Source organism: Cryobacterium sp. N19 (genome assembly GCF_002929595.1).
In the GTDB taxonomy this organism is placed as follows: domain Bacteria; phylum Actinomycetota; class Actinomycetes; order Actinomycetales; family Microbacteriaceae; genus Cryobacterium; species Cryobacterium flavum.
In genome coordinates this window covers 12,411-24,356 of sequence record NZ_PJJR01000039.1, presented here as the reverse complement: position 1 = coordinate 24,356, position 11,946 = coordinate 12,411, and the positions used below count along the sequence as shown (strand labels likewise).

The following is an 11,946-nucleotide window of genomic DNA, read 5'->3' as shown; positions in this document are numbered from 1 at the left end:
AGTGAAATTGGAAACGAGATACACGGTGCGCCGTGCTCGCACCAGCGACGTGCCCGGCATCGAAGCGCTTGTCGAACCGCTCGTGCAGCAGCGCATTCTGCTCGGCAAGGACCGAGTCGTGTTCTATGAGGCCGTGCAGGAATTTCGGGTGGCCGTTGACTCGTCCGGCACACTGATCGGCTGCGGCGCACTGCACGTCATGTGGGAGGACCTCGGCGAAGTGCGCACTCTCGCCGTCGACGCCGAGTGGCTCGGAGCCGGGGTCGGCTACACCATGATGCAGCGCCTCGAAGCGGATGCCCGCGACCTCGGCCTCAGCCGCCTGTTCTGCCTCACCTTCGAGGTGGGTTTCTTTACCCGCAACGGGTTCAGTGAAATGGGCACCGAGACCGTCGATCCGGCCGTCTATGCCGAGCTCGTGCGCTCGCCCGATGAGGGCGTCGCGGAGTTTCTCGACCTGGCCCGAGTGAAGCCGAACACGCTCGGCAACACCCGCATGGTGAAGCGCTTGAACTAGCGAATGTCGGCGCGATCGGCCCGATCACGGCTTAAAGCGCTGCTCATAGGAGCAAAATACGCGGAGTTCACCCCCCGGACACGGGCCGTCGCTAGGCTGCGAACTATTGCACCTGCCAACCGTGGGCTGGGGGAACTTCCGATAAGCACGACCCCGGGCGCAATGACACACGCATCATTCTATGAATGAGGAGATCCATGTCATCCGCCGATCATCGCCGTACCAGGCTGGTTTTCGCCACACTACTTGGGGTGAGCCTTGCGGCCGCTCCGCTCATCGCTATGCCGGCCAGCGCCAACACCGCCGGCACCGGAGTCGTCATCAACGAGGCGTACCTGAACGGCGGCAGCTCGGGCGCGACCTACCTGAATAAGTTCGTCGAGCTCTACAACCCCAGCGACGCCGACGTGTCGCTCGACGGCACCTCCATTCAGTACCGCTCGGCCAGCGGCACGTCGAACCCCACCGGGGTCGTCGCCCTGACCGGCACTATTGCTGCCGGTGGCTATTACCTCGTGCAGGGCAGCTCGAATGCGGCAAACGGCGCAACCCTGCCCACAGCGGATGCCGCCTTCGGCACCTCCTTTGCCGCCGGCTCTGGCACGATCTTCTTCGCCAACCAGTCGACGGCACTGACGACTCCGGCCACCGGCTCACTGACCGGCCAGACCGAGATCCTCGACCTGATCGGCTACGGCAGCTCGAACACTTTTGAAGGAACGACCGCCACCGCGGCATCCGTCACCACATCGGTGAACCGCACTGGATCTGTCGATACGGACGTCAATGCCGCCGACTTCACCGCGTCGGCCCCGACGCCCACGAACGCCGCCGGCGACACTGGCACACCGGTCGAACCCGAGCCGGACCCCGACCCGACCCCGGCGCCCGACGAACTGACCGCGATCGACGCGATCCAGGGAACGACCGACACGAGCCCGCTCGCCGGAACCGTCGTCAAGACCTCGGGTATCGTCACGGCCGCCTACCCGACCGGCGGCTTCGACGGGTTCTACCTGCAAACCGCAGCGACCGGCGGCGAACTGGACTTCGCCAGCCACACTGCCTCGCACGGCGTGTTCGCCTACTCCAGCACGGCGACCGCCGACGTGAAGATCGGCGACCACGTTCAGGTCGTCGGCACCGTCGTGGAATTCTTCGGCATGACCGAGGTCACCTTCGGCACCGTCGACGACGTCACTCAGCTCTCCACCACAAACGTGGTCGCCCCGACCCCGGTCACTGTGGCGCTGCCGACCGGCGCAGAAGGGCGCGAAACCCTCGAGGGTATGCTGCTCGCCCCGCAGGGCGACTTCACCGTCACCAACAACTACACGACCAACCAATACGCCGAAATTGGCCTCGCCGCTGGAACGACCCCACTAGTGAACCCGAGCGTCACGGCCCTGCCCGGCTCCGCCGAGTATCAGTCGGCCCTCGCCGAGAATGCCGGCCGAGCAGTCACCCTCGACGACGGCGCCACGACGAACTACCTGGCCGCAGCGAACCAGGGCAGCCCGGTTCCGTACCTGTCGACCAGTGCACCGGTGCGCATCGGCGCCGCGGTCTCCTTCCTCTCGCCGGTCATCTTCGACTTTCGCAACGACGCTTGGAAGTTCCAGCCGGTGACAGCCCTCGTATCGTCCAATGCAGCTACCGTACAGCCGGTGACCTTCGCCGACACCCGCACGAGCGCGCCGGAGAACGTGGGCGGCGACATCCGCTTGGCGAGTTTCAACGTGCTGAACTACTTCTCGACCACGGGGGACTCGCTCGACGGTTGCCGATTCTACAACGACCGGGCCGGCGTTCCGACCACGGTGAGCAGCGGATGTGACGCCCGCGGCGCCGCCACCCAGCTCAGTTTCGAACGCCAGCAGGCCAAGATCGTCTCGGCGATCAATGCCCTCGATGCCGACGTGGTCTCGCTCGAGGAGATCGAGAACTCGGCCGCGTTCGGCAAGGACCGCGACGACGCCCTCGCCAACCTGACCGCAGCGCTCAACGCGGCTTCCGGCAGTGACGTCTGGGCGTTCGTGGCCTCGCCGGCCGCGCTTCCGGCCAGCGAGGACGTGATTCGCACCGCCTTCATCTACAAGCCCGCCGCTGTTGAAACGGTGGGGGAGTCGGTCATCCTCACCGAATCCGTCGCCTTCAATGGCCGCGCACGTGAACCACTCGCCCAGGCATTCCAGCTGGTCGGGGACGACGAGTCGAGCTTTCTCGCCATTGTGAACCACTTCAAGTCGAAGGGATCAGGCACCGGTGACGACGCCGATCAGGGTGACGGTCAGGGAGCATCCAACCCGACCCGCATCGAGCAGGCCAACGCGCTCGTAGCCTTCGCTGACCAGGTCAAGGCCGATTCCGGCATCGATCGGGTCTTTCTCACCGGCGATTTCAACGCCTACGACCTCGAAGACCCGATTCGGGTGCTACTTGACGCCGGTTACATCAACCAGGGCGACAAGAGCGGAGAGTATACGTACGCCTTCGGCGGCACTGTCGGCTCACTCGACCACGTCTTCGCCTCGCCCGAAGCAGCTGTCACGGTCAACGCCGTCGACGTCTGGAACATCAACTCGGTGGAATCGGTCGCGCTGGAGTACAGCAGGTACAACAACAACGTCACCGACTTCTACGTCGCCGACGCGTTCCGCTCGTCGGATCACGACCCGGTCGTGCTCGGACTAAACCTCGCCACGCCCACCGCTGTTGAGCTCAACCTGCTCAACGTCAATGACTTCCACGGACGCATCGACGCCAATACCGTCAAGTTTGCCGGAACCATTGAGCAGCTCCGGGCGGAATATGGCGACGCCAACTCGCTGTTCCTCTCGGACGGCGACAACATCGGCGCCTCGCTGTTCGCCTCGGCCTCGCAGAACGACCAGCCCACGATCGATGTGCTGAACGCACTCAACCTCGCGGCCTCTGGTGTGGGAAACCACGAGTTCGACCAGGGGTTTAGCGACCTCAGCGGTCGAGTGGCCGACACGGCGAACTTCGACTACCTCGGTGCCAACGTCTACAACGCGGGCACTGAAACTCCAGCCATGCGGGAGTACACCATCATCGACGTGGCCGGCGTGCAGGTCGGCGTTATCGGTGCCGTGACGGAAGAGACCCCGGCGCTTGTCTCGCCCAACGGCATCGCCAGCCTCAGCTTCGGTGACCCGGTCGCCGCGGTCAACCGCGTGGCCGCCCAGCTCACCGACGGCGACCCGTCGAACGGTGAAGCGGATGTTCTCATCGCCGAGTACCACGAGGGTGCCGGCGCGGGGATTCCCGATGGTGCCACGCTCGAGCAGGAGCTCACCGAAGGCGGCGCCTTCGCCGCAATCGTGAATGACACCTCGGCAGAGGTCGACGCGATCTTCACCGGGCACACGCACAAGCAGTACGCGTGGGACGCACAGGTTCCTGGGGCAGCTGACGGCGTGACGCGCCCGGTGCTGCAGACTGGCAGTTACGGAGAGAACATCGGCCAGGTCGTGCTCAGCTACGACATCGCCACCGGGGATACGACCACGGTCAAGAACCGGAACGTGGCCCGCTCCACCGCACCCGACGCCGACCTCGTGGCCGCGTACCCGCGCGCTGCCGAGGTTCAGACGATCACGAACGCCGCGCTGGCCGAGGCCGCGGTCCAGGGCAACGTGCCCGTCGGTTCGGTCACCGCTGACATCACTCGGGCCTGCACGGGCGGAGTTGCGCCGTGCGCCGAAGACCGCATGGCTCCCTCTACCATGGGCACGCTCGTGGCAAACTCGCTGCGCGCCTCCCTGGCCGACTCCACCATCGGCGGCGCCGAGATTGGCATCGTTAACCCCGGGGGGATGCGTGCTGACCTGTCTCTTGATCCCGACGGTGTCGTGACCTACGCCGAGGCAAATGCAGTACTGCCGTTCCTAAACAATCTCTGGACCACGAGCCTCACGGGCGCGCAGTTCAAAACCGTTCTCGAGCAGCAGTGGCAGACCAACGCCGACGGCACGATTCCGAGTCGTCCGTTCCTGCAGCTCGGCCTGAGCGACAACGTAAACTACACGTTCGACGCCGACCGTGGCGCTGGCGACCGCGTGACAGGCGTCTGGATCGATGGCACCCCGATCGACCCTGCGCAGTCATATCGCATCGGTTCGTTCAACTTTCTGCTCACCGGCGGCGACAACTTCCGCGAGTTCCTGAACGGCACCGATACCCGGGATTCCGGTCTCGTCGACCGGGACGCCTGGATCTCCTACATCCAGACGAACAGCCCACTGTCGCCGTCGTTCAAGGCAAACCAGGCCTCGATCACGGGTGCCCCCACGGCGGCAGTCGACCCGGGTGACTCGGTCACTTTCACGGTCGGCCGCCTCAACCTCACCTCGCTTGGCGCTCCGAAGAACACGCAGCTCGCGCTGCGCTGGTCGGGCACCGACGTGGGGACGGCATCCGTTGATTCGACGGGTACGGCCACCGTCAGCGTCACGGTGCCGGCGGATGCGGTGGAGAACAGCATGCTCGAGATGACCGCAGCGGAGTCGGGCACGATCGTGCGGCTCGCCGTGGCGGTTTCCGTGACCGCCGAACCGGGCGATGCGCCTACCGCGGCTGGTGAGAAGGAGCTCACCAAGAAGCTCAAGAACGTGATCGACACTGACAAGAAGGCCTATCGGGCTGGTGACACGGTAGTTATTGAGGTTGGTGTCAAACACGCGGGTGAGTACGTGTCGGTGTGGGCCTACTCCAAGAAGAAAACCGACGACCTGGGCGGCTGGCTGCTCGTGAGCGCCGAGGGTACCGTGAGCGTCACGCTCGCAGACAACCTCAAGAACGGCAAATACACAGTGTCCGCACAGAACGCGGACGGTGAGGTGATCGGCTGGACCGATGTGAAGGTCGACAAGGCCAAGAAAGCACCGAAGCCGCCCAAACACGGGCACCACTAAACAGAGGGCACCGGAGTGCCCGTTCGCAGTCTTTCGATTGCGAGCGGGTCTTTCCGGCAGCAATTACCGCCGACACGCACACCATTACCGAGTTCTGCCGCTGAACTTCAATAACCTTGGGGCATGTCGACGATCAAGCAACCGGTCGGCCGCCAGTCCAGCAAGGTGTACCGGCGCCGGCGTTTCGTAGTGGGGCTCGGCCTGCTCGCCGTGCTCGTCATTCTGTTTCTCATCATCGTGCAACCGGGCGTGAGCAAGGGCGACGGGGACTCCCCGAAAACGCCCGCGGCCGACACGACCGAGTCGGCGACGCCGACGGATGCCGCCACCACCATCCCCGAGGTAGCCACTGCCGTCGACGGCGCGGCCTGCGACCCGTCCGCGGTGCAGGTTGCGGCCGTCACGGACGCGACCAACTATGCAGTTGGAGTCCTGCCGCAGCTGTCGCTGAGCCTGACCAACATTGGAACCACCGACTGTGTGATCAACGCCGGCAACGCCAAGCAGGTGTTCACCGTGATGAGCGGGCAGGACGTCTACTGGACCTCCACCGACTGCCAGACCAACCCGATCGACGCCCAGGTCACCCTCAAGCCCGGTGTGGTCATGCCGCTGGCAACACCGATCACCTGGGATCGCACCCGCTCGGCCGTCGATACCTGCCAAGCCGAAACCCGCACCGCGGTTCCGGCCGGCGGAGCCTCGTATTACCTGCACGTGACCGTGGACGGCATCGAGGCGGCCGACCCGGCCTTGATGATCCTGAACTAGGGCCTGTCGGTCGACCGGCTGGCACACGGCTCGGTGGCTAATTCAGGGGATCCGGTCGCGGGAGCAATCAAGACCGCCGTACCTGTGGGACGGCTGCTTCGGCACCCGGATGATTTCCTGATTTAGCCCGCGCGCACGGTTTAGCTCCCGCACACGGGGTCCGGTTTGCGCGCCGCGGGGGCGAGCGGGCATCCGTTCGCTCGTGGCGTGCGCTGCCAGCTGGGCGTCTGGAGCTTCGCCTGATTGAATGAATGTGTGACCGATACGACTGCCAACACCCGTTCCGAGGCGCTCGCCGCCGCACTGGCAGCGCAGGACGTCGTCGCCGTCGCCTATGCGTTGCGCAACGACTACATGATCGTGCCGCAACTCGTGGTCAACGGCGAGGCGGCCCAGGTGCGCGTGTTCGGCCGCGAAGGCTCAGACAAGCGGATGCTGCTGCTCTTCTCCGCCGCGGAGAACTACCTGCGAGTGGTTCCCGACGACGTGGACCCGCAGGTCATGGTGTGCGACGGCCAGTGGTTGCGGGAGTTTCTCACCGTGCACGCCGCGACGCTGGAGATGGTCTTCTTCGACATTGCCGGACCCAACGTGATGCAGGCCGCCCCGGCCGACCTGCTGAACGCCCTGAGCCCTGAGCTCGGCCACAGCGACGCCGACTAACCGAATCGCGCACCGGGTGCGCCCGACGGAACAATCGAGCCCGGGGGCGGCCGGGGCTAGAACGCCCGATCGAGTTCGGCGTCGCGCGGTTTGCGGGTGGTGCCGAGTGCCAGGGCGACCGCCGCGTGGATCGACCCACAGGCGGCGTCGATCTGGGTGGTGAACCCGAGGCGAACGGCCTCGTTAACTCGCTGCTTCGACATGAGTGCTCCGCGTACCTCGCCGGCCAGGCTGATCTCGCCGAAGGCGACCACATTGTGCGCCACGGCCAGCCCGGTGAACGCGGACGCGATAGCCAGCGCGATGGCCAAGTCGGCGGCCGGCTCACTCAGACGGATGCCACCGACCGTCGACACGTATACATCTTTGGTGGAGAGGTTCATTCCCGCGCGCTCCTGCAAAACCGCGAGCAGCATAGCCACGCGGGCGGAGTCCACGCCGCTCGTGACCCGGCGGGGATTCGGTGCCTGGGTGTCGGTGACGAGCGCCTGCACCTCGACCGGCATCGCCCGACGGCCTTCCAACGCGACGGTTACACACGTGCCGTCGACCGGTTCGGTGGCCCGGCTCAGGAACAGCCCGCTTGGGTCGGGCACTTCGGCGATGCCGTCGCCGGTCATCTCGAAGCAGCCGACCTCGTCGGTAGGCCCGAACCGGTTCTTCAGAGCGCGAATGAACCGCAGCGAGGTCTGCCGGTCGCCCTCGAACTGACACACCACGTCGACCAGGTGCTCGAGCACCCGCGGACCGGCGATCGAGCCGTCTTTGGTGACGTGACCGACGAGCAGCACCGGCAGGCCGCGATCCTTGGCGACCCGAATCAGAGTGGATGCCACCTCCCTCACCTGGCTGGGCATACCCGGCGACCCGTCGGAGAGCGCACTCGACACGGTCTGCACGGAGTCAATGATGATGAGGTCGGGCTTGACAGCATCGATCTGCCCGAGGATGACTCCGAGATCGGTTTCGGCGGCGATATAGAGTTCGGGTTCGAGTGCGTTGGTGCGTTCGGCGCGCAGCCGAACCTGGCTCACCGACTCTTCGGCGCTGACGTAGAGCACGCGGCTCTTCGCTGCGGCCGCCTTGGACGCGACCTCGAGTAGCAGCGTGGACTTGCCGACGCCAGGCTCCCCACTGAGCAGAATCACCGAGCCGGGCACGATGCCGCCGCCGAGCACACGGTCGAATTCATTAATGCCGGTCGGCCAGTGAGCGGCGGCATCCGTTTCGACGTGGGTGATCGGGCGGGCGATGCCATCGCCGACGAGCGTGATGGCCTTGAGCTTGCGGGTGATGCCGGCTGTCGGGCCGGCATCGACGACGGTGCCCCACTGCTGGCATTCGCCGCAACGGCCCGCCCATTTCAGGGTCGTCCAGCCGCACTCGGAGCAGCGGAAAGAAGAGACGGATTTTGCCATGTTTCGAGCCTAGCCGGGGCCACCGACAGTCGGCTCTGCGGCGGCAATCGGCTGCCTGAACCGGCCGTTGCGGTCGCAGAACGTCAGGCCCGCCCGTATCCTGAACAGAACGAACCAGCAGTGGGGAGAAAGAGGAACAATGGCCGACCTATGTGTCAGCACACAGTCTTTGAGGGGACTGAGTGACGAATTGACCATTGTCGCGCAGGAATTCAACAATGCGAACACGCGAAGTGACACGATTGCGGCGGCCGTTGGGCATTCCGGGCTGGCCGAGGCTGTGACGGATTTTGCTCACGGATGGGACGACCGTCGCTCCGAGATGGTCGACTCGATTGCTTTTCTCGCAGAAGGCGCGGCTGGCTGCGCGGACACCTTTGAGGACGTCGACAACCAACTGGCGAAGTCGATTGAAGTTCCGTCCCCGATGGCGGCGACGTCCACGGGAAGCGTGGCGCAATGAGATCCATCGACTGGACACCGGTCAACTTGGGCTCCGACCCGGTTCCGGGGGAGCCGGGGATCGTGCAGAGCGGCGGGTTGTCCTATCTGGAGGTGGCCGACGCGATCCGGAGTGCTGAGCGGCGCTTGCGCAACCTCGACGCCGGGGGCAGCGTGGTCTCGGAGGCGGTCGAAGCGCTGCAGGAGACCGCGAACACGGTCGCCGACAACATTCTGCGGGCCGAGAAGCGCTACCGAGCCGTCGGTCAGGCGTTGCTCGACTATGCGCCCCAGCTGGAATCCGCGCAGCAGGAGTCGCAGTCCGCGCTGGAAAGCGCTCGTATCGCCCGGGATACGGCAGACGAATCCAGCGCGCATCAGCGTCATTACTTGCGGTTGGCCGCCGATGACACCGATCCTGTGCAGGCGCTCATGTACACGAATGTTGCCGAGACGTTTGAAACGGATGCTGTGTCGGCATCCGCTGGCGTCGGCTTGGCCATCACTCGAATTAATGACGCCGTCACCAGTCGTGACCGGGGCGCTGAGACTGCACGCGGCAGCATTGAAAATATCACATCCTCGGATGACCTCAACGACGGCTGGTGGGACAACTGGGGTAAGGACGCACTCGCCGTCATCACGGACATCGCCGGCTGGGTTTCGGCGATCGCGGGCGTACTGGCCCTGCTGGTTTCGTGGATTCCGGTCGTAGGCCAGCTGCTGGCCGCGGCGCTTCTCGTGGTGGCCGGACTCGCAGCGGTGGTCAACGCGATCGGAAATATCGTGCTCGCCTCCTCCGGAGAACGCAGTTGGGGAGAGGCCGGACTCAGCATCGCGGGGGTGGCGCTGTCCTTCATCGGCATGGGGGCAGCGGTGAAAGTGGTCGGACGAGTGCTCATGGCAGAGAAAGTCACCATGAAGGTGGGGCAGCAGATCACGGTCAAGCAGTCCTTGCGGTTGCGTCCTGCCGATTGGAAACAGTGGGCTGGTGACATGCGCACTCCAGTGCCCCCGCCCGTGAATGGGCAGACCATTTGGCGTGCCTATGGTGGCAAGGCCAACGCCACTGGAGGCTCGTGGAGCCCGGTCGATGTGCAGGGGCTAAGCAATCCGCGAATGCAGATGGGCCTTCCCGGTGACAATGGTATGAGTCGTGTGGTCGTCGCGCGTCTCGATGACGTGGAGGCAGTGCAGACGCTCCGCCACGGTTTGCCGTATGAAGGAAATCTTGGCGGTGCGCCCGAGTATCGCATCCCGTGGGATGCCCAAGGCAAAATTACGGTGCTGAACGACCTGCCGTTCGTTGTTCCATGAGCGTATGGCGACGAACGGTTGCGCAGCTGGCGTACTCGTACGACGTGGGTGTGTGGGGGGAGCCGGGCCATTTTGTCGCGCGCGGGCTGCAGGCATCCGCTCGTATCGGTGGCTGGAATCGTGGGGTCTTTCTGCGCAACGCCAGCGTGGATTCCAGCCTCCCCTCGACGTACTTGTTTGCCCAGGCTCGTGCTCGCGCCGTGGCCGATCGTTCCGATCCGGAGAGCTGGGTGGTTTCAGCGGCCGTTTACGCCGTTGACGGTTCGGAGACGCCGGCGAACGCTCGTGCCGAAATCATGAGGCGGGGATCGGCGACCGCGCTCGCCGAGGTGGAATTCGTCGCCGACGCAGCCCGTGCCGGCAAGCTGCAAGCGGATGCCGACCAGATCTACAATGGACGTCGCGCCGAGACGCCGTGGATCACTGATGCGGCCTATGCGGGCGATTTTGCGGCGGCGCAGTGGGCGCAGGACCTGAGCGGGTCATTCGGCGTCTTTCCCATTAATCTTCTCAAACGGGAGTACCCCCCGTTCCTTCACATGTTCGCGGCGCTCAAGCCTCCGCCGGGGTGGCCAAGTGCCAGTCTCGTGCTCGCCAATCCGACGCCGATCAAAGACCGGTTCGAGTTGTTTTCCGTTGGTGCCCGCGAGAACGAAGTCGACGTGACCGAGGACGCGCTGCTTGGCCGACGCGAGGCGCTGTGCACGGTGCGGATAGGGTCAAAGGACGAGATTGATGCGGAGAAATTGTCATGACGGATGATCTGCCGGACGGCATTGTCGTTGCTGCCACGACCGAGGTCGGGTCGGCGCATTTGGCCGTCGCGCTTGAGAATCAGGATGTCGAGGCTATCGGCCGAGCGCTGCGCCTCGACTTTGTCGTCGTGCCGTTGCTGCGAAGTAAAGTCGGGGTGCTCGAGACCCGGGTGTTCGCCGCCGCTGACTCTCTCGCGGGCGCTCCACGTTTCAACCTCTGTCTGTTCTCCTCCACTGAGACATTCGCAGAATTCATCAGCGACATTTCCGACCGCGAGTTCGCCCTGCAGCGCGGTGCAGCACTCGTACCGTTTCTGATCCAGCATGCCGATTTTCTCAACGCGGTCGTGTTTGATCCCGCTGGCCCGCACACGATGTCGGCCTCCGTTGCCGACGTGATCGCCGCATTGGAGCCGCAACCCGGCGATGATGAGGCGGCCTGGGTAGCCGGCGATACGCACCCGTCTGAATTTCGAAGCGATGGAGACCCGACCCTGTCGCGGGTCACCGGCTTTGACTTGCCGCTTTCCGGAGACTGGTTTTCGATCGCTCTCGACGATGCCGCAGCACGAGACGCGAGTGTCAAGCAACTCGTCAACCGCCAACTGAAGGGGCTGCCGGCGGCGCCGGTGTTGCGACGAGAACTCGCCCGCTGGCTCACCGAAACCTGCATTCGTGCGGCTGCCGGCGGAGCCGAATTCATGGCCTACCTGTTGCAGCGCAACCCTACCGGGGCACTCGCGCTGAATGTTGTGTTGTACTGGCAGCAACTCGGGCCGGCCCAGGGAGGCCGCACCCATCTCGACAGTATGGCCAAGCGGCTGAGCGAACGGCTGGCACCCGAGGCAAAGCTTCTCAGCGCGGTCACCCCGGCGGGCCCACTCGTGAGGCACAGCAGGGTCGCGAGCGCGTCGGCCGACGCGGGCACGCCAGACCTCCCGCTTCTCATCGTTGACTACTGGATTGAGTTTCCCGACCATCGCGGCTTGTGCCTGATCACTTTTTCAAGCCCGCACGTTGACCTGGCTGACACACTGCTCACCTTGATGGACAATATTGTGTTGTCGGGGGTATGGGAGCTGGAGACTCCCATGGGGGACGCCGATTCGGTCGCTGCGCAGCAGTGA

At 64.7% G+C, this 11,946-nt stretch carries 9 protein-coding genes; 8 read left to right on the top strand and 1 reads right to left on the bottom strand.

The window, feature by feature from the left end; genetic code table 11:
- The first annotated feature begins 1 nt into the window (after nt 1).
- From CXY78_RS01635 to CXY78_RS01620, 4 genes are all read left to right on the top strand, one after another.
- A complete protein-coding gene (locus CXY78_RS01635) occupies nt 2–517 on the top strand; it encodes an amino-acid N-acetyltransferase (protein WP_104087745.1) in 516 nt (171 codons plus the stop codon).
- 197 nt (nt 518–714) lie between these two features.
- Nucleotides 715–5,454, top strand: coding sequence for an ExeM/NucH family extracellular endonuclease (locus tag CXY78_RS01630; protein ID WP_104087743.1), 4,740 nt, complete (start codon nt 715–717; stop codon nt 5,452–5,454).
- A 123-nt stretch (nt 5,455–5,577) separates the two neighbouring features.
- A complete protein-coding gene (locus tag CXY78_RS01625; protein ID WP_104087742.1) occupies nt 5,578–6,225 on the top strand; it encodes a hypothetical protein in 648 nt (215 codons plus the stop codon).
- 255 nt (nt 6,226–6,480) lie between these two features.
- On the top strand, nt 6,481–6,888 hold the full coding sequence (locus tag CXY78_RS01620) for a dehydrogenase (RefSeq protein WP_233197198.1): 408 nt from the start codon (nt 6,481–6,483) through the stop codon (nt 6,886–6,888).
- A 56-nt stretch (nt 6,889–6,944) separates the two neighbouring features.
- On the opposite strand, the gene radA is transcribed toward CXY78_RS01620, so the two are convergent.
- Complete coding sequence (gene radA, locus CXY78_RS01615) at nt 6,945–8,306, bottom strand: DNA repair protein RadA (RefSeq protein WP_104087741.1); 1,362 nt, start codon at nt 8,304–8,306, stop codon at nt 6,945–6,947.
- A 190-nt stretch (nt 8,307–8,496) separates the two neighbouring features.
- On the opposite strand from radA, the gene CXY78_RS01610 reads away from it, so the two are divergent.
- Genes CXY78_RS01610 through CXY78_RS01595 form a run of 4 tightly spaced genes read left to right on the top strand, consistent with a single transcriptional unit; the run spans nt 8,497 to nt 11,946 of the window.
- Nucleotides 8,497–8,769 (top strand): hypothetical protein, encoded by a 273-nt coding sequence (locus tag CXY78_RS01610; RefSeq protein ID WP_198412748.1) that lies wholly within the window; start codon nt 8,497–8,499, stop codon nt 8,767–8,769.
- The gene (locus CXY78_RS01605; RefSeq protein WP_092341791.1) at nt 8,766–10,064 is read left to right on the top strand and encodes a putative T7SS-secreted protein; all 1,299 of its coding nucleotides are present in this window, start codon (nt 8,766–8,768) and stop codon (nt 10,062–10,064) included. The genes CXY78_RS01610 and CXY78_RS01605 overlap by 4 nt, the downstream gene beginning before the upstream one ends.
- Complete coding sequence (locus tag CXY78_RS01600) at nt 10,061–10,819, top strand: hypothetical protein (RefSeq protein ID WP_092341792.1); 759 nt, start codon at nt 10,061–10,063, stop codon at nt 10,817–10,819. Before CXY78_RS01605 ends, CXY78_RS01600 begins: the two co-directional genes overlap by 4 nt.
- Entirely contained in the window at nt 10,816–11,946 is a 1,131-nt protein-coding gene (locus CXY78_RS01595) for a hypothetical protein (RefSeq protein WP_104087739.1), read from the top strand. Before CXY78_RS01600 ends, CXY78_RS01595 begins: the two co-directional genes overlap by 4 nt.

What these genes read in the sequence shown, in the direction of transcription:
- CXY78_RS01630 (WP_104087743.1), top strand. Translation starts at nt 715, where the DNA reads ATGTCATCCGCCGATCATCGCCGTACCAGGCTGGTTTTCGCCACACTA.
- CXY78_RS01625 (WP_104087742.1), top strand. Translation starts at nt 5,578, where the DNA reads ATGTCGACGATCAAGCAACCGGTCGGCCGCCAGTCCAGCAAGGTGTAC.
- radA (WP_104087741.1), bottom strand. Translation starts at nt 8,306, where the DNA reads ATGGCAAAATCCGTCTCTTCTTTCCGCTGCTCCGAGTGCGGCTGGACG.
- CXY78_RS01605 (WP_092341791.1), top strand. Translation starts at nt 8,766, where the DNA reads ATGAGATCCATCGACTGGACACCGGTCAACTTGGGCTCCGACCCGGTT.
- CXY78_RS01600 (WP_092341792.1), top strand. Translation starts at nt 10,061, where the DNA reads ATGAGCGTATGGCGACGAACGGTTGCGCAGCTGGCGTACTCGTACGAC.
- CXY78_RS01595 (WP_104087739.1), top strand. Translation starts at nt 10,816, where the DNA reads ATGACGGATGATCTGCCGGACGGCATTGTCGTTGCTGCCACGACCGAG.